This is a genomic window from Halobacillus sp. ABH2_015 (assembly GCF_056158945.1).
In genome coordinates, this window is sequence record NZ_JBSWUG010000002.1 from 1109768 (window position 1) to 1132347 (window position 22580).

Consider the following 22580-nt stretch of genomic DNA (forward strand, 5'->3'; position numbering starts at 1 on the left):
TTCTGTCTGTTCACAGACAGAGACGGTTTTTTAGATGGTCGCTTAACATGCGTATGGAAATGACGCCCCGGACCATGGCTGATCCATGTTACGATGGAAACAGGCTGGAAAATGTAGATGATTCTTATAAGGAGAGAGGGAACATGGACAACTCATACGCCGTCGGGTGGGGAACACTCGCCTTGATCAACGCCGGCCTCGCTCAGGGGAAAAATCGGACAGGATTGAACTGGTTTTTGTTATCGCTCCTCTTAGGTCCGCTGGCGACATTGGTTCTTTTATTCGTGGAAAAAAGGGGCGGGTGATCTTAAAAAGGCAGGTCGGCTTCTGTTCGGAATGGACGACATACATACAAAGAAAGATAACCTGATGATGAAAAGAAAGATGGAGGGACATATGTTGTGATTGTCGGACGGATTGTATTTGTTTTAGGATTGTTTTTTGTGTTTTTTAGTGCGGTCGCTGCGATTGTGATGCTTTTTTCAGGCGGGGGAGGATCCGTCCTTCCATGGTTTGGTCTGTTGAATGGATTCACGGCCATGGGCGTCGGCGACCTTGTGATCAAAGCGAATCAGACGGTGGAGTAGGTGGTGATGATGGGTGGATTTTTGGTCCTTGCAGGCTTAGTTTTGTTGTTATATGTCGTCTTTACGGTAAGTTATATGGATAAAAAGATGAGCAAGCAGGAGAGGGATATAGAGGAAGTGAAATCTCTTTTAAAAGTAGTGATAAAGGAGCAGCAGAGTAAGGAGAATACAGGAAAGGAATGAATGCTGTGAATCTATGGATTTTTATCGTTAGCGGGATTGTACTCGTCATTGCCATGGATTTTGTGTTGAAAAAGCTGTTGGGGTTAAAGAAGACCCGGTATGTGCATGAAACATCAGGAAAAAAAGCTTATCAATGGGTGAGAGGTGGGGCGGCCGTTGTTTTTGTAAGTCTGCTCTGGCTTGTGCTCTCCTTGGATTCCACCTTTTATCTAAGGGTATTCTGGGTCAGCTTTCTTGTTATCATGACAGCGATTGAGGTCTGGTTTGAATACCGATACATCAAAGCATCCAGGCAGTTTGTCAAAACACTCGCCCTCGGGTCGGTGTTGATCTCTTTTGCCCTGTTCATCCATTAAATAGGAAAGGCGGGAAAGAAGATGAAGCTTGAAAATGCTGTTTTTTTGAATGCGGAAGGGTATTTAGAAAGGGGCGGTTTTCGCATTGTGAACGGGAAAATCACCTTTCAACCTGACGCTCAGGAGGAAGAAGTAATGGATTGTGAGGAGTATATCATTGTGCCTGGATTAGTGAATGCCCACTTTCACAGCTATTCCCCTTTAGCAGCCGGGTTAATGAAAGAGATGGCTATTCAGGACTGGGCTGGGGATTCTGACCAGGGCCGCATCCAGCAGCTGTTTTTTGATTATCTGGATCATTATATGTCCCGGGAGCTTTTCTATAAGGTGGCGCAGAAGAGTTACATCGAAATGGTGAAAAGCGGGATAACCTTCGTGAGCGACTCGGATCCAGGCCCATCTCCGTGGCAGCTGAGTGAAGCGGTGAACGGCCTCGGGATCAGGGGAATCGTAGATACATATGAAGAAATCGGGGAGTATCATAACAACATCAACGGACGAGTGATGTTCGGAACGCACTTGCTGGAAGAGGAAGACCTGACCCAAGAGGAACTGCTGAAGCTGCAAGATGAGAACGAAGCGTACAAGGCGGTCCGGATGACCCACTGCATGGAAAACAAGTGGCGCCACAACCTTGTTTACGAGGCGTTCGGCCGGTCCAGCGTCGAGCTCTATCAGGAGCGCGGCCTGTTGGATGAGGAGACCGTCCTTTTTCACGGCGTCTATCTATCAGAAAAAGATATTGAAATCATTGCAGATCAGGAAAGTTCCGTTGTGCACTGTCCGTTATCCAACCTCGACACCGGGGCAGGGGTGGCGGATGTTCCTCTTATGATTGAAAAAGGGGTGAACGTCTCTCTCGGCACCGATTTCGTCCACACGAATATGTGGGATCTTATGAAGATGGTGTATTACGGATTGAAAATCCACCAGCCGGTCGACCGCTTTTCCGCCGTAGACGTGTGGAAGATGGCAACAGAGAACGGCGCGGCCGCGTATGGAATGCAAGACAGGCTGGGCCGGATCGAAGAAGGCTTTGAAGCGGATCTTGTGTTCATCAGAAAAAATGAATATACAAACACTTTTTTTGAGAACGAACAATTTTCCACTGCTCTGCACAACCTGCTGTTCCAAGTGAGGGACGAGGATGTGGCGCACGTCATGGTCGAGGGGAACTGGGTGATGAAAAATAGAAGGATGATGAACATCGATGAAAAGGAAATCAACGAGGCGTTCTCCAAAGCGTTGAAGGGGTTTCAGGAATATGTGAACGAGCGGAGGGATGGCTGATGCAGGCAGTCCTGTTTGATCTGGATGGCACGCTGCTTGACCGGGACGCTTCTGTACGGACGTTTATCACTGGGCAGTATGAGAGATGGCAGGAGGCGCTCAGCATCATTCCTAAAGAAACCTACGTGCAGCGGTTTATCGAACTGGATGACCACGGATACGTTTGGAAAGATGTTGTCTATCAGCAGCTGATCGAGGAATTTGATATCAAAGGTGCAGCGTGGGAAGAACTGCTGGACGACTATTTGAAACATTTTCAAGATTCTTGTGTACCCTTTCCTTTTCTCATCGAACTGTTAGATGGGCTGCAAGGCAATGGGTGGAAGCTCGGAATCCTGACAAATGGACGCCATCCCTTTCAAATGGACAACATCCAGGCACTCGGAATCGATACTTATATAAAGGACATTCTTATCTCCGAATCTGAAGGCGTAAAAAAGCCTGATGCAGCCATTTTTCAAAGGGCAGCCCGCCGTCTGGGAGTGCCGGTGGAAGCCTGTGTATTTGTTGGCGATCATCCGGAAAAAGATGTCCAGGCAGCAGCAAAAGCCGGCATGAAAACCGTTTGGAAGAAGAACCCGCTTTGGAAAACAGCAGAAGCTGATGCTGTGATTACCGGATTAGAGGAAATTCCTGTAGTGCTGCGTAACTTACAGAAAAAAGAGAAAGCGGACATCATTCAAGGGCACTGTCCCGGTCTGTCTGTGCATGTTATGGAAAGATATGAGCAGGGTCAGAACAATGACGTCTACGTCATCAATGGGAAGTATGTGTTCCGCTTTCCGAAATACAAGGAAGGGGTTCAGAAGCTCATTCGGGAAACGCGTGTCCTTGATCATATCCAAGGGAAGCTCCCTCTTCCTATTCCTGAACCTGCATACAGGTTTTTGGATAATCAGGCGCCGGAGAATATTTTTTCGGGCGTCCGGTGGATCGAAGGAGAGCCGTTGTGGCCTGCGGATATGGAAAGACTGGAGGAGTCGTTGCAGAAACACATCGCAGGACAGTTGTCCTCGTTCCTCTATAGACTTCATAACATACCGACCGATCGTAGGACAGTGGAGAAGACGACAGCGGAACAGATAAAAGCTGGCCTTGAAACGTTATATGCAGACATCCAGCACCGATTGTTTCCTTTCATGTGCGGCTCTTCCAGGATAGAGGTGAAAGATACGTTCGAAACTTTTTTTGAGCAGGAACGGTTTACGTTTTCCACGACGCTTATTCACGGAGATTTCGGTCCGTCCAACCTGCTCTGGGATAAAGAGGGCAGGCAGGTCACAGGTGTGATAGACTTCGGCGAAACAGGCATCGGCGATCCTGCCTATGATTTTGCAGGTCTTCTGGCCGGCTACGGCGAATCTTTTGTTAAAGAGGCATGGTCTCTGTATCCAGGCGGGGCGCAGATGTTTGAGCGTGCCCATTTCTATAAACAGACATTTGCTTTGCAGGAGGCGCTCTACGGTCTGAACTATGGGGACAGGGCGGCTTTTGAAAGCGGAATGAGCAGGTATCAGTGATGGGAAAAGGAGGGGAATGCATTGGTCAACTATCATAACCGTACGTTTGTATCCGTTGAAAACAGCCCAGGTGGAGAAGTTTCGTCCAAAACGCAGTTTACGTATTACCAGGAGGGCCGCATCCTTTATGCGGATTATGCAGGTGGAGATATTATCAAAGGGCGCCTGATTGGCCTTGTCCATGACGATGATACGCTTGAATTCAGATACAACCATATCAACACCGATCATGAAATCAGGGGAGGAAAGTGCCGGTCTGTGCCGCACATCAACGAAGACGGACAGCTGGAGCTGCATGAACAATGGCAGTGGATGGACGAGGAACAGACAACGGGCTCGTCCATCATTAAAGAGGTCGAGTCACGGGAACTGCACCGCACATTTAAAGAGAAGAACCTGTAAATGCACCATCCAGAGTAAGAAAGAAGGCACGATCACCGACAGATCGGGATCGTGCCTTTTTTTATTCCTTTACATACTTTTCAAAGTGCCGGCCCCAGTGCGGCTGAGTGCCGTCCGCATCCTTAAATCCATAAACGTCCGTGAGGCCCCATGTACTCAGTGCCTGTCCGTTAAACCGGGCGGCATCCGGATCGAGTACGAGATGTTTCAACGCTTCTCCAATGTAAGCCGGCGATTCTGAGGCGATGAAGTGGGGGTCTACCTCGGCGCCCTCCTTCCAGTTTTCCTCTGTCACACCAAAGTGTTCCAGCATCGCTTCGGAACGGAGGAATCCCGGTGTCAACGAAACAGCGGTAATGCCAAAGCCTTTCAAGTCCTCCGCCATCGCTGCGGCCATGTGGATGTTCGAGACTTTGGCAAGGCTGTAATAGAAACTGCCGCGGTAATTGTAGTCGGTGCCATCCGTTATTTCTACAATCAAACCGGAGCGGTTCTTTTTCATCAGCGGTACAGCATGATGTGCCGTAATGATGTGAGCCTTCACAGCCTGATTCAGGAGCTGCAGCCCTTTGGTCATATCATGTTCCGCGATATCTTTGCCCCATTCAGTCAGCGGGTCACCGCCCCAGATATCATTGACGAGGATGTCGAGTTTTCCGTCTTGTTCCTCTTCAATCTTTTGAAAAAGTTTTTGAACATCTTCTTCTTTCGTGTGGTCGACTTTGACCGGGATGCCTGTCCCGCCGGCTTTTGTAACAAGTTCCGCAGTTTCTTCAATCGTTTCCTTCCGTTCCATCGGGGACTGTTCTTCTCTTGTCGTCCGTCCGGTGACGTAAACGACAGCCCCGGTTTCTCCGAGCTTGACGGCCATGGCTCTGCCAGCTCCTCTTGTGGCTCCTGCGACAACTGCGATTGTATTGTTCAGGGTCATGGAATCATCCTTTCTTTTGCGTTATCTTTATCCTATCTTTAAAGTATGACAAAGAGTGTCATATTTTAAAAAAGGGAGGGATTTTTTTATGAAAGCGGAACGTTTGATGAAAATCCTTCTGCTTCTCCAACATGGACAGACGGTGACGACGCGACGGATGGCTGAGGAGTTGGAAGTATCAGAACGGACCATCCACCGTGATATGGAATCCTTGAGTGCTGCCGGACTTCCGGTGTATGCAGAGAAAGGAAGAGCGGGGGGATGGAGACTCGTCGATCATTGGAAACAGAAGCTCAGCTGGCTGAAGGAGCAGGAGATGCTGGCTTTATTTCTTCCACCAGCAGATAAAATCATACAGGATCTCCACATGGATGATGGCGGGGACGACCGGATGCAGAAGCTGCTTTTATCACTGCCGGAACAATCCAGGGAGATGGCGCGGAATGTATGGTCCCGGATATATGTAGATATGGGAACATGGAAAGAACGGGGCGAGGAGACAGGTCCTTCTCTGGATATGTTGAAAAAAGCGGTCATGGAGGAGAAAAGGGTTCAAATGATTTACGAAAAAGCTGATGGAACGGTGACAGAGGGAACCATCTGCCCGCTCGGTCTGATTGCCAAGGCGAACCAATGGTACGTGGCTGCGCTGAATGATCAGGGAGAGTACCGGAACTATAAACACGCGCGGATCCGAACGGTAACTGAAACAGAAGAAACGTTCGAAAGACCTGTGGACTTTCATCTGGCTTCCTATTGGGAAGCGTCTAAAAAACAGTTCACACGCAACCTCCCCAAGTATCCTGTTACACTCCGCGTTTCACCGGAGGCCTACCGCCGCATCTTTTTTACTCCGCGTTTTGTCACACCGGATGGAGAAGGACGTTTAGAGGCTGATGGCTGGGTGGAGCAGTCCCTGCTGTTCAACACAGAAGAAGAAGCGGTCGGTTTTGGCACAGGCTTCGGCAGTCAAGTGAAGGTGATAGAGCCTGAAGCGCTCATTGAAAAGATTAAAGCAAGAGCACAGGGGCTTCTGGACCTTTATCAATGAATCTCAGGAAAGTCATGAACCCTCCCGTTTTTTTGATATGATAAAGAAGAAGGAAATGTCAGGAAAAGGGAGGACGAAGATCATGGGAAAAATAAAAGTAGGCCTGTTGTTCGGCGGGAAATCCTCGGAGCATGAAGTGTCGCTTCAGTCCGCGAAAAACATCATGGAAGCTGTGGACCATGAACGGTATGAAGTGACGTTGATCGGTATTGATAAGCAGGGAGAGTGGCATTTAAGCAGTCCGGAGGAATACTTAATGAATGAAGACCATCCGGATAAAATCGCGCTCCATAAATCCAACAAAAACGTCGCAGTCGTCCCGGGGCGGGAGAGGGATCAAATGATTCCGGTAACAGGATCAGAAGCATTAGAACAGCTGGATGTCATCTTTCCGATTCTCCACGGTCCGCTCGGAGAAGACGGCAGTGTACAGGGAATGCTACGGATGGCCAATCTTCCTTACGTCGGCCCCAATGTACTAAGCTCCGCGGTGTGCATGGATAAAGACATTACAAAAAAGCTGCTGCAATCGGCCGGATTTCTAGTCGCTGACTGGTTTACCGTGAAGCGGTCGGCATCAAGCGCCCCATCCTTTGAAGAAGTCGAGAACAACCTTGGTGTTCCTTTCTTCATTAAACCGGCGAATCAAGGATCATCCGTGGGCGTCAGCAAAATCAGGACAGAAGCAGAGTATAAAGAAGGCCTGGACAAAGCGCTCCAGTATGACCACAAGGTGATGATCGAAGCGTGTATCGAAGGCAGGGAAATCGAGTGTGCTGTGCTCGGAAATGAGCAGCCCGCCGCTTCTACAGCCGGGGAAGTGCTGCCCAACAGCGACTTCTACTCCTATGAGACGAAGTATATAGATGAAAACGGGGCATCACTGAAAATCCCGGCCGACTTGGATGAGACCGTTATGGAAGATATCCGGATCCAGTCCATCCAGGCATTTGAAGCTCTGGAATGTCAGGGGCTTGCACGGGTGGACTTCTTCCTGAAAGAGAATGGTGAGCTGATCATCAATGAGGTGAACACGCTGCCCGGTTTTACTAAAATCAGTATGTATCCAAAACTGTGGGAAGCGAGCGGTATTTCTTATTCGAAGCTGATCGAGAAGCTGCTGGATCTCGCCATCGAACGCCATCATCAGGATCAAGCATTGAAAAATACTGTTGACTAATCGACGGAAGAACGCTTCATAAGCGAGGCTTCCCTTGTAATCAGAATCGCTGCGATAAGATGAAAGAACCAGTCCCATGGTGTGTAGAAAATCATAAGAGAAGCGGCTATCCCGACAAGGTTTCCTGCGATAGGGAGGCCGCTTTTTTTTGCGAGTAGAAGGACAAGCAAATGAACGGCTGCCATTACCGTGAACGAATAAGGAATAAAGATTAAAACCAATCCGTAAACGGGGACAATGGCCATAAACTCTATACTGCCGGTGATCCATTTTAGGACCTTGATCGTATTCATAGTCGTGCTCCCCCTTTCTCTTTCATTTAAAGGGTGGGAGGAAAAATCGTCAAGGGAATGGACTGATATATTGGGGGTTTCATCGATATAATTGGATTTTGATTGATATATATCAGAAAAAATTGATATATCCACTATTTAATTGATATCCTTCCATAACGCCATAAAAAAGAAAGCCGTCTTTCAACCGCTTTCTCAGACAAACCTGCTTTCCTTTACCTTCCACTGCTTATCTGAATCGATGACCCGGTTCAGTTTAGTACAGAACGTTTCCGCTTCCAAGAGGGTCGTGAAGGTCTTAGTCAGATGGCTGCTTGAATCTTTTAATGTTTCTACTTTCCCATTCCGTGTGCGTTCTATAAGGAACATCTTTGCTCAGCCTTTCAATATCAACAGGTTTATTTACTATATTTATATAACATTGTCTCATGGATCTTGATAGAAAGGAACAGCTCGATGTGTTTTGAAATATTCCTTTAATATTGTAAAGGATTCTGTAATAAAAACCATAAGAAAACCCTCCAGTCAAATCTGGAGGGTTTTCTTATGGTTTACTTGGCTTTCTTCCAATAAGCAGCGTCCTTATTGGAGCGCGTTGGTGGGAATGTATCTCCGTTGCTCAGTTCAATATGTTTTTCATCTTCCGTTACATCCGCATCGTTCCCGCCGTTTACCAATCCGTCGAATTCGTATGTGCCGTTTTCAGGTGCTTTTTCTCCAGTCTTATAACGATCTGCCATTTCAAAAAACCCCTTTTCATTTATTTTTGTTACATAGAGAATATACCCATCTCGATTTCCTATAAACGTAAAAAGCACATAGAAATGGAAATTATTTATTATTTAGGAAAAATGATCGGTGTAATAAAATGGAAGGTGTGTATAAAGGGGGAGGAATAAAGATTCCGCTCTCCTGGTTTAGTTATATGGTGGTGGTCGGTATGATTCAGCTTTTATGTGATCGTTTTCACTAATTTCCAAGGTATAAAAAAGGGTACCATGCCACAAAAATGTGCATACTTACGTGGCCTTGAGTGCTGTGCTATGCTAGGTCTGCATCACCGAAACCAACCAGATTCAAGGAGGGAAGCGTGCGGGTGAAACCATCATAGGGACGATCGAAAGTTCGGAGGGAACGGACAGCGGGACGCCTGTGAAGCCTTGGTATTGGAATGGGCCTCGGAAAGAGAGAAAGCAGAGACCCTCTGTATCCAATGGGCGGATGTTGATGACAGCTCTACTTTGAATGAGCTCTATAGGCGGAAGCCGTTTTACCTTTTCAGCCGGATTTATTGTGAACGATATATACCGGCTGTAACAAATCCCGGTCTGCATGAAATTTTCAGGTGCTTTAAACAAACCATAGAGAGAGTAATAAAATCATTATATTCAAAGGAGACGATTGGAATGGAACCGATTCAAGCATTAAATCAAAGATACTCCACAAAGGAATTCGATCAGTCGAAAAAAATCTCAACTGAAGATATAGAAAAAATCAAAGGGATGCTGCAGCTGGCCCCATCTTCTACAAATGTCCAGCCGTGGCATTTCATCCTGGCAGCGACAGAAGAAGGAAAAAAGCGTGTAGCTAAAGGGGCAGAAGGAATGTTCAGCTTCAACGAACCAAAAGTACTGGACGCTTCAGCTGTTGTCGTTTTCGCAACAAGAACAGAGATTACCGATGAATTCCTGCATCATATCAGTGAAAAAGAGGACCAGGACGGCCGATTTGCTGAACAGAAATTCAAAGAGATGAACCATAACGTAAGAAAAATGTTTGTGGATACCCACAAATATGATGTGAAGGATCTTTATCACTGGTCTGAAAAGCAAACCTATTTGAATGTAGGAAGCTTCCTGCTTGGTGTGGCTGAGCTTGGCATCGATGCTGTTCCGATGGAAGGCATGGATATGAAGGCATTGGATGAGGAGTTCAATCTCCGTGAAAAAGGATTCACGTCCAGCGTAGTTGTATCTCTCGGCTACCGTACATCCACAGACTTTAACGCGGATCTGCCGAAATCAAGACTGGATCAGGCGGAAATCATCGAGGAAGTGTAACGGTATAGAGGAACAACGAAAGCAGGTGGGGCTGCAGCCTCACCTGTTTTTTATTTACCGCTGTTTTTAATGGCTTTTTCCATCAAGAACTGTACGCCGTATATGATGATGGATAGATGAACGCAGATGACATACCAGATCGTATGATTGATTTTTTTCAATTTGAATAACCCGAGCCGCTCCCAGATCTCTGCTAATGCATAGGCATTGATGATATTTAAAAGCGCATTCAGCAGTACATACTTTTTGAATGTCCCATAGGTGAATTTGAAAATCCAAATGGTTGCCAGGAAGAACGGACCGATTTTATACGTGTAATCCACAGGTCCGGGGGAGAGGGGGTTTTTGTTCTCCCACCATTTCCTCTGATTCGACACGACGCTGAGGACGCTGATGATCAAACTCGTAAAGCTGGCGATCGGTAAATACCTGAAAAAGGTACGTCTGCCAAGCAGGAAAGCCGACAGCCAGGAAAGGATGAACAGAGTAACGGGGAAGATGGTCTTCCATTTAGATTTAGCCATTGTTCCGCTCCTTACATACAATCATTGCGGTTAGGATACCCTTACTTTCATATATCCATGCTGATTATGTATGCACGCAGCTTAAATGAAAGTAACCAGAGCCTTTTCAAAACAGGTGCTGTATAAGTGGTGGCCTTACCCATCCCCTTTCACCATGAGATTTCGGAATATATAATCTGTTATAAAGGGGGGGAGACACGGAAACACCCGCGGGAACGGTTATTCCATAAAAAAAGCCCTTGGTTGAAGTCCAAAGGGCTTTTACTATATAGGAAACGGTTGTAAAAACAGGATAACGATGTTTCTGATAAAATCATCAAATGTTCAGGAGTGAATTTTTTGTAATAAAGTCTCTTCCAGTCTGGAGTAATTTTCCGAATGCTGGGTCTGAGCAGCTAGAGCTTTAAGATTTTTTAAAATGAAATGGGCATCGGCTTCATACAGAGGGTGTGGATACCCTTTTATCGTTTGTTCAGCAAATGACCAGATTTCTTTCTGAACATTCGGTTCCATCGATTGGGCCAGAAGATGAAGCATTTCCAATATTGTGATGATTACGGTTGAATTTTGGCCTGCATATTCTCGTATATATCCAAAACTTTTAAATAAGAAATAGTCGAATCCGTCGTATTTTAACTTTAATCGAACATGCTGGGTATCATCCACAAGAATAGGGGAAAAGCTTGTCGCGTTTCCAATCTCTTTTAGCAGGTCTGTGATTTGGTACAGCGTATTATTCACAGTTAGTGGATCGTTGTTTCCCAATCCTTTCACTGATACCTCTACTAATTTCTCCAAACCGAATTCCAAGTCCTGGATCTCGGTTTTTTTCTCCTCCACACGAACAAGCTCTTTATACTTTTCTACATCCAAGTGCTCTCCGTGGTGCCAATACTCTAGTAAAGGGGTGTTCTCTAAAATGTATTGACCTATAGAGGCTCTTAGTGCAATGACTGCATCATCTTTCCGGGCCTCTTCGATTATTTTTGGGAAGTTGGCGGATTGTAAATGACCGGACTTCGCAGCAAGTACGACAGTGGGTTCGGATGTGTCGGTGATTTCATCCCGATAATTATCTCCTTTAATTCTGTGTTCACCAATCTCTTCCACTAAGGATGTTCGAATGGTAGAGGTTGTGGTCTGTTTCATATTCGACGTTATGTTATGTACCTGAAGCCACGTAGACGTATGGTTGACAAAGTATATAAATGTAACGGCCGCCATGAAGGTTACGAGTACGGAAAGGAATGGAATGACAAAGTATGCTTCATTGCTGCTGTTGCTTAAATACATAATATTCAATAAAACATAAATGAAGCTGCCATTGAAAATACCAAGGACATGCTGAGTGGCGGAATCACTAATGAAGTTCAAAATCATACGGGAAGAGAACTGCCCGCTGAGAGTGGTCAAAGCCACAAGCAAGGAGTTAATGGTGAAGGCACTCAGAGTAAGCACACCGCCTATGAGTGTTGTGACCAGAAGCCTGACGGTGGTCCCGTTAAACGTCATGGCGTGTGGAAGGTATTGATGAACATCTAAAAATGTATCCAAAAACACACTGACCGCTGATAGAACAATGGCTATTCCTATGTAACGGGCCGGCATCAGCCATAATGTTTGATTCAATTCGTTTCTTCTTTCCCTTTTCGTCATCGAAAAGTATGTGAAAATGTTTCTTTTAGACATCGATTCAACCCCTTTTTATTTAATGAATTCTTGACTTAACCTCCTGCTGTTTTCCATCCCCTTTTTCAGGTTGAAGTAATCGTAATAAAGGACAGTATGGGGATGAAAAAGAAAGGGGTATGCAGTAAACGCCTTTCTTCAGAGTGGTCTGAGCTATTACTTGAATAAATTCAAATCGGATAATGCCTGATGAAGACTGTTCTTGACCGCTGTGTGATCCAGCTTTATCCCTAGTTCCACGAGCGAGAGGGATATCGATGGGCTCAAACCGGTCAAAATCACTTGAACACCCATCAGTTTCAAGGATTCAATTGTATGATTCAACTGCTGAGCTACAAATGTATTGATGGATGTGACTCCTGATAAATCGATAATAAGATGTGTAAGGTCTTTATTCTTTGTTTCAGCCAGGGAGGTTTCCCTCATGAGGTGCGCTCTTTCTTCATCTATTTCCCCGATAATGGGAGAGACACCTATGTGTTCATATACTTGTATGATAGGGATGGAAAGCTCATTTAATTTGTTATTGATCGTTTCCCTTTGTTCTTCATTCTGTTCTACATACGTCGAAACGAAGTTATAAATGAAGGAACCGATTAATGGATTTAACGATTGGTTCAACTGAATGACTTCGGATGCGGTGAAATTTAATTGGTTGCATTCATCATCCAGGAATGTCCATAACGTTCTCTCGAAATACGGGAGGGAGCTTAATACGGTAGTAATCAGCTGGTGATTCTCTACAGCTGCACCGGCTTCAATTTCACTTAAAAATTTTAATTCTTTACGCTCGTCCTTCTCCGCTAAATGGATTCCGATTTGCTGGATCAAAGAAGAAACGGTCTTTATAGATACTTGAAATTGTTCTTCTCTTCCTTTTAAATCATAAGTATCTTCGAAGTTTTGAGAGGATAGAGACACCTGAGCGATTTTTGTGCTGTTCTCAGATAAAAATATCCCTATGCGTTTGATTTTATCGTTCGTGTTTTTCATTTGGCTATTCATCTTCCTGCCCCCTGATCATCAACATTAGGCCGTACTTGGAATTACGACGTTCTTTTTACGGCATCCTATATTATAGTAGTAAAAAGAACAGGGTTTCAATGAGGATGGCTGAAAGGTAAGGGTCAGACGAGGGGCTTCCTTATGGTGGAGGGCTTCTATTGGATTTACAAGTGGAGATTCATGGGAGGATGAAATGAACAGGGGCTGCCGTCATGTCCTCATGAGTGATGGGACTTATTTTGAATATATAAAAAAAGAAGCTTCCAGATGGAAGCTTCTTTTTATGAAATCGCGATTACTTTTGAACGTTAGCCGCTTGTGGTCCGCGGTCGCCTTCAACGATTTCGAATGTTACTGTTTGGTTTTCTTCTAGTGTTTTGAAACCTTCGCCTTGAATAGCAGAGAAGTGTACGAATACATCGTCTTGTCCTTCTACTTCAATAAAACCGAAACCTTTGCTTTCGTTAAACCATTTCACATTACCTTGTAACATAAATTGTTACCTCCTGCGTGGAACTGATCCACAATGTATTACTATAATTGCTCTGCATATTCATTCCAGACGAAAGTCACTCAATAGTTCCTTCTGCTTTCATTCCTAAACGAACAAGAATAATTAATTACTACTATATCAGCGTAAAGACGAAACGTCAACCTTCCGTGAAAAAGAAATTCACTTTCCTGACTTTGCACGAATCATCACTAGGAAAATCACTAATTATTTTCAGAATAGAGCTAATATTGATTATTATTGGAAGCGTCTTCATTTTTAAAATCATTGCATATATACTGAAAGCGGCAGGAATATATAAAAGCGGCGGAAAGGTTTCTCAGCCGTTTTTTTATTTTGCAACAAGAGAGGAGAAATGTGTTTTGGAAAACAAACGTAAAGGATTGTTTCAAAAAGGGTTGGATGTCATTGAGCGTGTCGGGAATAAACTTCCGCATCCAATCACATTGTTTGCTGTCCTGGCTCTGTTGGTTGTTCTTATATCGGCTGTCGTCTCAAGCTTTGGAGTCAGTGTGGAGCATCCCGGGGAAGAAGGGGAAAGGGTTGAAGTTAAGAACCTGCTCAGCGCCGATGGGATCGAGTACATTTTTTCCAGTATGACAGAAAACTTTATCGGGTTCGCTCCGCTTGGAGTTGTACTCGTGACGATGATCGGAATCGGGCTCGCAGAACGGACAGGGCTGATCAGCGCGTGTCTCCGCGGTTTCGTCTTATCTGTTCCTCGAGCATTGATTACATATGGACTCGTATTCGCTGGTGTCATGTCCAGTGTAGCGTCTGACGCCGGGTATGTAGTGCTTCCGCCACTGGGAGCCGTGATTTTTGCTGCTCTCGGACGCCACCCGCTTGCAGGTCTGGCTGCGGCTTTTGCCGGTGTTTCCGCCGGGTTCAGTGCCAACTTGTTTTTATCAGCGACCGATCCCCTGCTGGGAGAGCTGACGATTGACGCGGCAGCGATCATTGATCCTGCTTATGCAGATGGCATGAACATTGCGATGAACTATTACTTTATCATCGTATCCGTGTTTCTTCTGACCTTCGTAGGCGGGCTTGTAACTGAAAAAGTTGTGGAGCCGCGTCTTGGTGAGTACAAGGGGCAGTTCCGCGAAGAGTTGAAAGGTCTTGAGGCTGTTGAAAAGAAAGGGTTGAAATGGGCAGGTATTTCCATTGCCATTGCTGCTGTATTGACGGCTCTGTTGATTCTTCCGCCGGGCGCACCGCTGAGAGGGGAAGATGGAGCGATTATCCAGTCGCCGTTCATGAGCTCTCTTGTACCAATCATAACGATTCTGTTCTTTATTCCAGGGTTGTTTTACGGCATCGCCACGAAGGAAATTAAAAATGACAAGGATGTAGCCGAACAGCTTTCAGATACGATGGCATCAATGGGGATGTTCATTGTGCTCGCTTTCACAGCTGGTCAGTTTGTCGCGTACTTTTCAGAGACCAATATGGGGCTTGTGATCGGCGTGTACGGAGCTGAACTGCTCGAATCCGCCAATCTTTCAGGCATCCCATTGATATTAGGGTTCATCCTTGTGGCTGCTGTGATTAACTTATTCATCGGCAGCGCCTCTGCAAAATGGGCGATGATGGCCCCGGTGTTCGTACCGATCATGATGCAGCTCGGCTATTCCCCGGAGCTGACACAAATGGCGTACCGGGTAGCCGATTCAACGACGAACATCATTACACCACTGATGACTTATTTTGCGATCATCATCGCCTTCGCTCAGAAGTACGATAAGAAAATGGGAATTGGAACACTCATATCCGTCATGTTCCCGTACACCGTCTTCTTCCTGATTTCCTGGACGATCATGCTGATCATCTGGATGATGACAGGAGCGGATTTAGGGCCGGGATCACCGATTCATTATTAAAAAATCAAAAGGACGTCCGCTGTTACGGCGGGCGTCCTTTTGTATTCTTCTTTAAAAAAATAATTGTGTTACAATACAGATAATTACAAAAAATAGGAGGTTCCATACTTGGAGAAAGGTCGAAAGAAACGGTTGTATGGGATAGAAGAGCACCGGAGTGCCAACCTGAAAAAAGCTGACAGACCACGGGCTTTATGAGCCGGTGGAAAGGGGAAGGGTTCTGATGGATTCGGAGCATCCCCATCAGCTTAAAATATGGGATATCGGTAACGAATACATCTGTATTATGAAAGCGAACAAACACCGCAGGCAGCAGAATGACACCCTTCATCCACGAGTTTGCTACCTACATAACACCTCTTTAAAACTTCAAAGCTGTACACGAGAGATCTTTCCCACCAGGCTGCGGTCGTCCGTTCTAAGTTTTGTGATTAAAAAATCAAAAGGTGGGGTTGTCGTGAAGCACTATGCCGTCTTTCAAATGCCTGAAACGATCCACTATGGGCGTGGAGCCTTTCAAACGATCGGAAAAGAAGCCTCTCTCAGGGGAAGGAGAGCGTTGATGATCAGCGATCCTGTCATGGACGAGCTGGGATATGTCAACGAAGGCCGGAAGTACTTAACTGAATCGAATATGGAAAGCGTGGTTTATTCAGGAGTTGAATCTGAACCGACAGATGTTTATGTAGCCGAAGCCCTCGAATTGTTCCGGACGAAGCAGTGTGATGTAGTGATCTCTCTGGGAGGCGGAAGCTGTATAGATACAGCTAAAGCCGTTGCTGTCCTTGCGTCGAATGAAGGGTATATCGGTGATTACCGGGGCGGGAAGAAAACAGTGGGTGTAAAGCCGGCGCCTCATCTGGCGGTGCCGACGACAGCGGGAACCGGTTCAGAAGCAACCGATGTAACCGTCATTACGAACACCACGGATGACGTGAAAATGATGATCAAACAGCCGGCCTTTTTGCCGGATGTGGCGATTGTTGATCCGAACCTCACTCTTTCTTCACCGAAACATGTGACAGCGGCTACAGGAATTGATGCCTTAAGCCATGCGATTGAAGCCTATGTATCGAAAAAGTCCCATCCAATGGCCGATGTTATGGCTCTTTCCGCAATGAATTTAATTGTCCAGCATTTGAAAACGGCTTATCATGATGGAGATAACATGGATGCGAGAGAAGCGATGTCCCTGGCTGCGATGCAGGCAGGGGTTGCATTTTCCAATGCCTCTGTCTGCCTGGTTCACGGCATGTCGAGACCGGTTGGTGCATTATTTCATGTTCCCCACGGTTACTCAAACGCGATGCTGCTTCCCGCTGTTCTGGAGTTCAGCAGAAAGGAGGCGGTTGATCGACTGGCCGATGTAGGAAGGATTTTTTCTCCGGACGGGCTGTCTTCCAATGAACAAGCAGCGGATCATTCGGTGTCTTCCGTCAAAGAATTATGCCGGGAGCTGAACATCCCTAATTTAAACGAATGGGGCATCGATAGACAGGAATTTGAAAGCGTTATCAGTAAAATGTCTGCGGATGCATGGGACAGTGGAAGTCCAGCCAGCAATCCGAGAGTACCGACGCTTTATGAAATCGAAGAGCTTTACCGTGTCTGCTTTGATTATGATTTTTCCAAGGCGTCTCTTGTGGAAGGAAACAACATTCCGTAATAATCAAGGAAAATCCCTCACAGGTTGTGGGGGATTTTTTTGTGAGTTTGGATCCGGCAAGATAGGGAGAAGCTTCCTATAATACGGAAAAGTTGGGATTGGTGAAGTGGTGCGCCCGAATCGATTACCTGCCTGCGACTGCTCCGCGTTTTTCAGGAGCCGCGGCTTTGTACCAGTGCAGGCAGAGGATGAAAATAATCGCAGCGTCGATCACATCCCCGCCGTAATACATAAGCTTGGCTCCTTCTTCAGCCTGAAGCTGTGGGACGCCATCCGGAGGAGAAGCATAAATGTATTTGGAAAGGATCCCGTGTCCGGCAAGGGCGATGATGAATACCACCGTCCTGTACAAAAAGCTGAAGCGGTGGGCTGCAGGGTCGATATAAATCATAGCGCTGGTAAAAAGGACGCCTGCTAGAAAAACATGCAGGTGAACAGCGGCATGGATCCAGGAATTTTCATGCATCATGGTGTAAAGGGGGGTCGTGTAAAGCAGCCATAACCCGCCGATATTTAATAGAGAGGCGGTAACCGGGTGGCTGATGAACCCCGCATAAGAGCTCCTGAGTAGACGGGAAACGTTCCGTGCAGCTGCAACGGGCAGTGTTCGAAGAAGAAGAGTCACAGGGGCGGCAAGGACAAGCAGGAGAGGTCCGAGCATTCCTAAAAGGAGGTGGCCCAGCATATGGGCACGGAAGTCATGGTGCGCCTGGTCGGCGATGGGGCTGCCTGTGGCTGCCCACACGCAGAAAATCCCTGCCGCCCAGCAGACATAACGAAACCAAGGCCAGCGGTGAAGGTGGCGGATACGGCTGGAATGGATACCGCCTCCTATGTATAAGCCGATGAGAAGAAGAGATAGAACGATAATCCCCACATCCATCAGTCCTCCTCCCATCCCTCCATGATAGTCAGGCATGGAAAATGTCCCCCTTTCCACTGCTGCGTTTGAGGAGAAACACCCCTGTCAGGATCATGAGGACCGCCGATATATTCCATACGAGGTCATAGGGAAGAATGTTTTCCACATAACGGATTTGATGCAGTCTCATCAGCTTATGCTGGATGATCCCATCATACAATTGAAAAGCTCCTGCGCCTGTCAGTACACCCCCCCACCAGCGGGTGAGGGATAATCCGTTTCTGCGCCGGACATCCGCAAATAAAAACAAACCTCCAATCGTGGCAAACCAGCTGAAGGCATGAAACAATCCGTCAGAGATCAGCCCCACGTCTGTGGTGGATTGATCGTAAAAGTGATGCCATCTTAACAACTGGTGAAAGATGGTTTCATCTATAAAAGCGGCCAGCCCGATTCCAAATAGCAGGCCGGACCATAACGTCCGCTTTGTATAATGGTGGCGGTTGGGCTGGATATGTTTGGCGCTCATCTATAAACCTCCTGTTCTCCTAAATCCTTCCTATTTTGTACCCAGACCACTGGTGATACAAACGTATTTGCGTAAAAATCTGCTGGTCTGAGCGGGATGGGTTTGGATGTCCTGGTTTGTGAAAGATAAATAGAGAAGGGAAAGGATTGTCCTGCAGTTTTGAAAAAGGAGGGGGGAACGTATGAGGCGCCGGACAGAAGCGCGAACGAGGAAGGAAAAGAATAGAGACATCGCGGGCTTTGTTTTTATGATTTTATTAATTGCGGCTCTTCCGTATCTGTATGAAACCTTCCGTATTCTTGTAATTTTCATTCTTGTATCGTTTGCTTATGGACTGCTGATGCTGCTGGTTTCTTTTTTTACACGGGATTAATCTATCGTTTTAAAAATATAACCATGTCTACCCCAGATAGGAGGGAGGACGTTGAAACAGCTTCCATCATATGGAATGATAGAAAGGTCTTTTTGTAAAGCGTGAAGGGGATACCATGAGTCCATTCTTCTACCTCCTTTTCGCTGGGCAGCAATTGAAGAGGTGCCGGTAACACCGGTTGAGCACAATGGTGCTGATGCCGCTGTACCCTCCGATATGCCGCTTTCGAAGAGGGGAGGGGGAAACTTGAAGCCTTTATTGGTGGTCGGCTTCCTAGCTCTGTCTTCGTCCACGTTTATGAAAAGGATGAATAAAGAGAAGGAGTTTTTTAGTGAGGCGTACATACAGTGTATGGTCAGCAGGTTTGAGTGCATCCGCGGTTCTGCTGATCGTCATGTCCTATGGGGGGCTCCGGCTGACCCTGAGGGCTTTGGCAAAATCATGATCCAAATCTGCTTTTTCAGTGCGCTGGGTACAGCAGTGGGAAGTCTCGTGCTGGCTTTTCTCGCATGGAAGAACAAAGAGAGAGGTTTCTTGAAATGGACAGCTCCATGTATCGTTTTAGGTACTCTTCTGTTTTTTCTCGCTCTATTTGTTTTCATGGTTATCAGTTTTTTGTAGTCGGAAGGAGAGGGGAAAATGGAAAAAGAAAAATTATACAGGAGGACAGCTGCGTCCAGTCTGGTCATCAGCCTGCTCATGTGGGTGCCGAATCTCGTTTTTCAGACTGCCAGCCCATTATGGATGCTGATTTTTATTATCGCCCCCATCGGGACTGTCTTTGCTGTGCTTGCGAAAAATTACTGGCTCGTAGCTGCGAATACGGTGATGTTTTTCAGCTTTTTCATTCTTATGGCGGGTGGCTACTGGATTCAGTCCATCACAAACGGGCACCCATGAGCCTGCAAACATAGGCTTGCTGAACGACTTGTTTCCATACACGCAGCAGTGTAACAGCAGGGATAAGGGGTGGAATACCATAATGGGGAGGTCGTACCTTTCTTGTAAATATCATCTATCCATCTGAAATGAAGGTTCCTGCTGGATTGTAAAAGGAAGGATCTCTGAGCAGTACATAAAGAATACAGGGAGGTGAGTGGATGTTGATGCAGTTGTTTTTCATATGTGCTGCGTTCTCCATACCTGTCTCGATTTTGTTCGATCAGGAGGCATTAGGCGTGCTGGCGTCGTTGTTTTTCATGCTGGTGGCTGCTTTTTTTAGTAAGCCCGAGGTTCAATAAGTAAAGAGAGTCCGGTCTTGAAATGCAGAAATAGTTATTGATGAGAAAAGCATCTTTTGATTCGTAAGGATGCTTTTTTTGGTAGAATGACTTAGTCTGAAAGTATGAGAAGGGGTGGAAGATATCTTGGGTCTTCTATAAAAGATGGTTTTCGAATTCTTGATGGGAACTGGCTTCGGATTATCGGGGTCGTGTTTCTCTGTTACATGATTATAGTAATTGCAGGCACCCTGCCTGTTCAGGGAACGGTCATTATCAATTTTGACCCATTGGCTGTGTTGAACTCAGAGACGTTGTTATCTATAGTCTTAGCTTCTGTGCTGAACAGCTTTCTCTTTTTTATCATGGTTGATTACATAACAAATACCGCTTATACGATGCGGCGTCGTTTTGCTAAGGCATGTGCTTATCCTTTTCAAAATTGGCAGCTGCTTTATAAAGGGGCTGTTGTCTTTTTCTTATTTAATCTGCTTTTGACAATGATTGGGATGATGACGATCTATGCAGCGCTTGGAGGCTTGGTTTCCATAGCAGGTGGAAGTCTCACGGTACTGGCTTTGTATGTAGCACTGCTTCTTCTGTTTGCCGGCATCGTCTGGCTGTTTTTAAGTATTTCCCAAGTCGCCTATATTCTGTACGATGACCCCGATATAGGAATGATGGCCGGTTTGAAGCAGAGCTTTTCAATGATGAAAGGCTCCAGATGGCCGCTGCTCGGGCTGTTCCTGCTCATGATGGTCGCAACAATGTTTGGAGCGTTGCTTATAGGGCTCGGTGCTTTCGTGAGTATCGCTATTTTCGAAGTCGTGCGGCTGGCTTTTTACAAAGAACTTCTGCAGAAAAGGCGCCGGGATGAATGGCACGCAAAAGTGAATGGATAACCGATTTTATGCCTGCCCGTTTCGAGCAGGCATTTTTTTATGAAACGGTTGATTGACTGTAGGAGGAGCGGTGGCGTGTTATCTGCCGGCAGGTCCAGCGCCCTCTTCCTTTTTCTTCCTGCTGAATTTTTTAAGAAGAGAATCACTTGTATATTCCAATAGTAACTCGTGATTGAAGATGGGATAATTATCCATGAAAACCTTTGTAGTTAAGCTGTTTGATTTATGTGGAACCCGGGTAATGCTATTCCAGAAAACTAAATGGAATACAAAGGATGGTTTTATGGCAAAACGAATGGAAATACCTAAGATATCAATCATTGGTTTACTGGCTTTATCTATTATATTTGGTTGGTTCAGGTATGGCTACGGCTTATTGTTCACTGATTTCAGGAGTTCCTTCGATCTTTCGGCATCACTGCTCGGAGTGATTTCGAGCCTAACGTTTATTACGTTTTTGGCCGGGGCTCTTATGGTGATTCTTCTTGTATCAAAATTCGGAGCCCGGCCGATGATTCTGGGAGGGATCTTCGCGGCCTCCACGGGTCTTTTAACTGCAGCGCTGACGGACAGCTGGCTCATTTTTGCGGCTTCCTGTCTGCTGGCCGGCTTCAGTCCCGGGTTGACCTGGTCGTCCTTTTCAAAGAGTGTGACCCAGCACGTTGAAGAAAGGGTGCAGGAGCGGACACTTGCGATTATCAGTACAGGTTCTTCTGTTGGCTTGATTTTCATATCCCTTTTATATTTACTTCTGAACGGGGATTGGCGGATCATCTGGGGCGGGGGCGCCGTGTTCGGTTATTTCATTCTTCTATGGGCCTGGCGTTCTGTTCCCGAAAAAAATGCGGAGACGATTGGGGCTCCGATTAAGATGGCGGACCTGCGTCCCCTTTTTACAAAAGAGGCCAATCCCTTTTATATCGCTTCTTTTCTGTTTGGAGTAACAGAAGCAACCTACTGGACGTATGCGGCAGATTTCGTCCAGGAAAACTTCTCGATCACGAATGCCAATGCCGTCTTCTTTTTGATTACAGGAATCGCCGGTCTTGCCGGTTTGTGTGCCGGAGACATGATCAGCAGACTGGGCATGCGGATGAGCTTTATCGTGACCATCCTTGTTTATTCGCTGAGTATTGCCATCCTGTATCTATTCCAGAGCTGGATTCTGGTATGCATTTCCGGTGCTTTGTTCGGAGCTTCCTTTATGCTGTATGCGGCTTACCTGCCGATATGGAGCGCGAAAGTTTTTCCGAAGATACCAGCTCAAGGTTTCAGTATCTGTATTGTCATTTTGAATGTCGGAGCGATTATCGGTCCGGCGGTCTTCGGCTGGATGCTGGCCTATTCCCCGTATGAGCTCATTTTTCTGTTGCTTGGAATCATCGGCTGCCTGAAAGTTTTTGCTCTTCCTGTCACAGAAAAAGAATAGAAGAAGCCCGCACGGGAGGCTGGCGTTCAGTCTGTAGAAAACGTTCGTCCTATCCAGTTAGAGTAGTCCGCATGTCGTGTTGAGACGGTACGTTCCGCTTTTCGGCGGATGCCTGCCGCGGGCACGGCCTCAGC

27 protein-coding genes are annotated in these 22580 nt (G+C 46.3%); 18 read left to right on the top strand and 9 right to left on the bottom strand.

Annotated elements, in window-relative coordinates:
• Positions 1-143 precede the first annotated feature (143 nt).
• The 7 genes from ACXAD6_RS05790 to ACXAD6_RS05820 all read left to right on the top strand — a co-directional run bounded on the left by ACXAD6_RS05790 (position 144) and on the right by ACXAD6_RS05820 (position 4338).
• Positions 144-305 carry a hypothetical protein gene (locus ACXAD6_RS05790; RefSeq protein WP_474968037.1) on the top strand — a complete coding sequence of 54 codons (162 nt, stop codon included), beginning with the start codon at positions 144-146 and terminating at the stop codon, positions 303-305.
• 96 nt (positions 306-401) lie between these two features.
• Positions 402-587, top strand: a complete 186-nt coding sequence (locus ACXAD6_RS05795) for a hypothetical protein (protein ID WP_474968038.1) — start codon at positions 402-404, stop codon at positions 585-587.
• A 9-nt stretch (positions 588-596) separates the two neighbouring features.
• The gene (locus ACXAD6_RS05800; protein ID WP_474968039.1) at positions 597-770 is read left to right on the top strand and encodes a hypothetical protein; all 174 of its coding nucleotides are present in this window, start codon (positions 597-599) and stop codon (positions 768-770) included.
• A gap of 5 nt (positions 771-775) precedes the next feature.
• The gene (locus ACXAD6_RS05805; RefSeq protein WP_474968040.1) at positions 776-1126 is read left to right on the top strand and encodes a DUF4181 domain-containing protein; all 351 of its coding nucleotides are present in this window, start codon (positions 776-778) and stop codon (positions 1124-1126) included.
• Positions 1127-1147: 21 nt separating this feature from the next.
• On the top strand, positions 1148-2416 hold the full coding sequence (locus tag ACXAD6_RS05810; RefSeq protein WP_474968041.1) for an amidohydrolase family protein: 1269 nt from the start codon (positions 1148-1150) through the stop codon (positions 2414-2416).
• Complete coding sequence (locus ACXAD6_RS05815; RefSeq protein WP_474968042.1) at positions 2416-3936, top strand: HAD-IA family hydrolase; 1521 nt, start codon at positions 2416-2418, stop codon at positions 3934-3936. Before ACXAD6_RS05810 ends, ACXAD6_RS05815 begins: the two co-directional genes overlap by 1 nt.
• 21 nt (positions 3937-3957) lie before the next feature.
• Positions 3958-4338, top strand: a complete 381-nt coding sequence (locus tag ACXAD6_RS05820; RefSeq protein ID WP_474968043.1) for an avidin-fold protein — start codon at positions 3958-3960, stop codon at positions 4336-4338.
• 61 nt (positions 4339-4399) lie between these two features.
• Here the strand turns inward: ACXAD6_RS05820 and ACXAD6_RS05825 are convergent, their stop codons facing one another.
• Positions 4400-5269 (bottom strand): SDR family oxidoreductase, encoded by an 870-nt coding sequence (locus ACXAD6_RS05825; RefSeq protein ID WP_474968044.1) that lies wholly within the window; start codon positions 5267-5269, stop codon positions 4400-4402.
• Positions 5270-5357: 88 nt separating this feature from the next.
• Between ACXAD6_RS05825 and ACXAD6_RS05830 the strand changes: the two genes are divergently transcribed.
• The gene (locus ACXAD6_RS05830) at positions 5358-6320 is read left to right on the top strand and encodes a helix-turn-helix transcriptional regulator (protein ID WP_474968045.1); all 963 of its coding nucleotides are present in this window, start codon (positions 5358-5360) and stop codon (positions 6318-6320) included.
• 82 nt (positions 6321-6402) lie between these two features.
• Positions 6403-7500, top strand: a complete 1098-nt coding sequence (gene ddlA / locus ACXAD6_RS05835) for a D-alanine--D-alanine ligase (RefSeq protein WP_474968046.1) — start codon at positions 6403-6405, stop codon at positions 7498-7500.
• Here ddlA and ACXAD6_RS05840 read toward each other — a convergent pair.
• Positions 7497-7793, bottom strand: coding sequence for a hypothetical protein (locus ACXAD6_RS05840; protein WP_474968047.1), 297 nt, complete (start codon positions 7791-7793; stop codon positions 7497-7499). The two genes, ddlA and ACXAD6_RS05840, sit on opposite strands and share 4 nt — an antisense overlap.
• A 551-nt stretch (positions 7794-8344) precedes the next feature.
• Positions 8345-8533, bottom strand: a complete 189-nt coding sequence (locus ACXAD6_RS05845) for a YjzC family protein (RefSeq protein ID WP_027953719.1) — start codon at positions 8531-8533, stop codon at positions 8345-8347.
• Positions 8534-9199: 666 nt separating this feature from the next.
• On the opposite strand from ACXAD6_RS05845, the gene nfsB reads away from it, so the two are divergent.
• Positions 9200-9853: an oxygen-insensitive NAD(P)H nitroreductase gene (nfsB, locus tag ACXAD6_RS05850; RefSeq protein WP_474968048.1), complete on the top strand. Its 654-nt coding sequence runs from the start codon at positions 9200-9202 to the stop codon at positions 9851-9853.
• A 50-nt stretch (positions 9854-9903) separates the two neighbouring features.
• Here the strand turns inward: nfsB and ACXAD6_RS05855 are convergent, their stop codons facing one another.
• The 4 genes from ACXAD6_RS05855 to ACXAD6_RS05870 all read right to left on the bottom strand — a co-directional run bounded on the left by ACXAD6_RS05855 (position 9904) and on the right by ACXAD6_RS05870 (position 13564).
• Entirely contained in the window at positions 9904-10377 is a 474-nt protein-coding gene (locus tag ACXAD6_RS05855) for a hypothetical protein (RefSeq protein WP_474968049.1), read from the bottom strand.
• A gap of 324 nt (positions 10378-10701) precedes the next feature.
• Positions 10702-12066, bottom strand: a complete 1365-nt coding sequence (locus ACXAD6_RS05860) for a DUF2254 domain-containing protein (RefSeq protein WP_474968050.1) — start codon at positions 12064-12066, stop codon at positions 10702-10704.
• A gap of 156 nt (positions 12067-12222) precedes the next feature.
• Positions 12223-13071, bottom strand: coding sequence for an STAS domain-containing protein (locus ACXAD6_RS05865; RefSeq protein ID WP_474968051.1), 849 nt, complete (start codon positions 13069-13071; stop codon positions 12223-12225).
• Between the two features lie 295 nt (positions 13072-13366).
• Positions 13367-13564: a cold-shock protein gene (locus ACXAD6_RS05870; protein WP_027953723.1), complete on the bottom strand. Its 198-nt coding sequence runs from the start codon at positions 13562-13564 to the stop codon at positions 13367-13369.
• Between the two features lie 380 nt (positions 13565-13944).
• On the opposite strand from ACXAD6_RS05870, the gene ACXAD6_RS05875 reads away from it, so the two are divergent.
• Together ACXAD6_RS05875 and ACXAD6_RS05880 are read left to right on the top strand one after the other, a co-directional pair.
• Entirely contained in the window at positions 13945-15465 is a 1521-nt protein-coding gene (locus tag ACXAD6_RS05875; protein ID WP_474968052.1) for an AbgT family transporter, read from the top strand.
• Between the two features lie 457 nt (positions 15466-15922).
• Complete coding sequence (locus ACXAD6_RS05880) at positions 15923-17131, top strand: iron-containing alcohol dehydrogenase (protein ID WP_474968053.1); 1209 nt, start codon at positions 15923-15925, stop codon at positions 17129-17131.
• Positions 17132-17255: 124 nt separating this feature from the next.
• Here ACXAD6_RS05880 and ACXAD6_RS05885 read toward each other — a convergent pair whose 3' ends face one another.
• Both ACXAD6_RS05885 and ACXAD6_RS05890 read right to left on the bottom strand, forming a co-directional pair.
• Complete coding sequence (locus ACXAD6_RS05885; protein WP_474968055.1) at positions 17256-18050, bottom strand: cytochrome c oxidase assembly protein; 795 nt, start codon at positions 18048-18050, stop codon at positions 17256-17258.
• A complete protein-coding gene (locus ACXAD6_RS05890; RefSeq protein ID WP_474968056.1) occupies positions 18043-18522 on the bottom strand; it encodes a DUF2243 domain-containing protein in 480 nt (159 codons plus the stop codon). The genes ACXAD6_RS05885 and ACXAD6_RS05890 overlap by 8 nt, the downstream gene beginning before the upstream one ends.
• Before the next feature lie 181 nt (positions 18523-18703).
• Between ACXAD6_RS05890 and ACXAD6_RS05895 the strand changes: the two genes are divergently transcribed.
• The 6 genes from ACXAD6_RS05895 to ACXAD6_RS05920 all read left to right on the top strand — a co-directional run bounded on the left by ACXAD6_RS05895 (position 18704) and on the right by ACXAD6_RS05920 (position 22446).
• Positions 18704-18895: a hypothetical protein gene (locus ACXAD6_RS05895; protein ID WP_474968057.1), complete on the top strand. Its 192-nt coding sequence runs from the start codon at positions 18704-18706 to the stop codon at positions 18893-18895.
• 246 nt (positions 18896-19141) lie between these two features.
• Positions 19142-19516, top strand: coding sequence for a hypothetical protein (locus ACXAD6_RS05900; protein WP_474968058.1), 375 nt, complete (start codon positions 19142-19144; stop codon positions 19514-19516).
• An 18-nt stretch (positions 19517-19534) separates the two neighbouring features.
• Entirely contained in the window at positions 19535-19795 is a 261-nt protein-coding gene (locus tag ACXAD6_RS05905; protein ID WP_474968059.1) for a hypothetical protein, read from the top strand.
• Positions 19796-19995: 200 nt separating this feature from the next.
• Positions 19996-20136: a hypothetical protein gene (locus ACXAD6_RS05910; protein ID WP_474968060.1), complete on the top strand. Its 141-nt coding sequence runs from the start codon at positions 19996-19998 to the stop codon at positions 20134-20136.
• A gap of 104 nt (positions 20137-20240) precedes the next feature.
• On the top strand, positions 20241-21017 hold the full coding sequence (locus tag ACXAD6_RS05915) for a DUF975 family protein (protein WP_474968061.1): 777 nt from the start codon (positions 20241-20243) through the stop codon (positions 21015-21017).
• Positions 21018-21300: 283 nt separating this feature from the next.
• The gene (locus ACXAD6_RS05920) at positions 21301-22446 is read left to right on the top strand and encodes an MFS transporter (protein WP_474968062.1); all 1146 of its coding nucleotides are present in this window, start codon (positions 21301-21303) and stop codon (positions 22444-22446) included.
• The last annotated feature ends 134 nt before the right edge of the window (positions 22447-22580 follow it).

Excerpts from the sequence above, each read along its gene's own strand:
- ACXAD6_RS05865 (WP_474968051.1), bottom strand. The coding sequence starts at position 13,071 with ATGAATAGCCAAATGAAAAACACGAACGATAAAATCAAACGCATAGGG.
- ACXAD6_RS05815 (WP_474968042.1), top strand. The coding sequence starts at position 2,416 with ATGCAGGCAGTCCTGTTTGATCTGGATGGCACGCTGCTTGACCGGGAC.
- ACXAD6_RS05860 (WP_474968050.1), bottom strand. The coding sequence starts at position 12,066 with ATGTCTAAAAGAAACATTTTCACATACTTTTCGATGACGAAAAGGGAA.
- nfsB (WP_474968048.1), top strand. The coding sequence starts at position 9,200 with ATGGAACCGATTCAAGCATTAAATCAAAGATACTCCACAAAGGAATTC.
- ACXAD6_RS05890 (WP_474968056.1), bottom strand. The coding sequence starts at position 18,522 with ATGAGCGCCAAACATATCCAGCCCAACCGCCACCATTATACAAAGCGG.
- ACXAD6_RS05885 (WP_474968055.1), bottom strand. The coding sequence starts at position 18,050 with ATGCCTGACTATCATGGAGGGATGGGAGGAGGACTGATGGATGTGGGG.
- ACXAD6_RS05920 (WP_474968062.1), top strand. The coding sequence starts at position 21,301 with ATGGCAAAACGAATGGAAATACCTAAGATATCAATCATTGGTTTACTG.
- ACXAD6_RS05910 (WP_474968060.1), top strand. The coding sequence starts at position 19,996 with ATGTTGATGCAGTTGTTTTTCATATGTGCTGCGTTCTCCATACCTGTC.
- ACXAD6_RS05810 (WP_474968041.1), top strand. The coding sequence starts at position 1,148 with ATGAAGCTTGAAAATGCTGTTTTTTTGAATGCGGAAGGGTATTTAGAA.
- ACXAD6_RS05845 (WP_027953719.1), bottom strand. The coding sequence starts at position 8,533 with ATGGCAGATCGTTATAAGACTGGAGAAAAAGCACCTGAAAACGGCACA.
- ddlA (WP_474968046.1), top strand. The coding sequence starts at position 6,403 with ATGGGAAAAATAAAAGTAGGCCTGTTGTTCGGCGGGAAATCCTCGGAG.
- ACXAD6_RS05870 (WP_027953723.1), bottom strand. The coding sequence starts at position 13,564 with ATGTTACAAGGTAATGTGAAATGGTTTAACGAAAGCAAAGGTTTCGGT.
- ACXAD6_RS05855 (WP_474968049.1), bottom strand. The coding sequence starts at position 10,377 with ATGGCTAAATCTAAATGGAAGACCATCTTCCCCGTTACTCTGTTCATC.
- ACXAD6_RS05895 (WP_474968057.1), top strand. The coding sequence starts at position 18,704 with ATGAGGCGCCGGACAGAAGCGCGAACGAGGAAGGAAAAGAATAGAGAC.
- ACXAD6_RS05840 (WP_474968047.1), bottom strand. The coding sequence starts at position 7,793 with ATGAATACGATCAAGGTCCTAAAATGGATCACCGGCAGTATAGAGTTT.
- ACXAD6_RS05905 (WP_474968059.1), top strand. The coding sequence starts at position 19,535 with ATGGAAAAAGAAAAATTATACAGGAGGACAGCTGCGTCCAGTCTGGTC.
- ACXAD6_RS05800 (WP_474968039.1), top strand. The coding sequence starts at position 597 with ATGGGTGGATTTTTGGTCCTTGCAGGCTTAGTTTTGTTGTTATATGTC.
- ACXAD6_RS05915 (WP_474968061.1), top strand. The coding sequence starts at position 20,241 with ATGAGAAGGGGTGGAAGATATCTTGGGTCTTCTATAAAAGATGGTTTT.
- ACXAD6_RS05830 (WP_474968045.1), top strand. The coding sequence starts at position 5,358 with ATGAAAGCGGAACGTTTGATGAAAATCCTTCTGCTTCTCCAACATGGA.
- ACXAD6_RS05790 (WP_474968037.1), top strand. The coding sequence starts at position 144 with ATGGACAACTCATACGCCGTCGGGTGGGGAACACTCGCCTTGATCAAC.
- ACXAD6_RS05825 (WP_474968044.1), bottom strand. The coding sequence starts at position 5,269 with ATGACCCTGAACAATACAATCGCAGTTGTCGCAGGAGCCACAAGAGGA.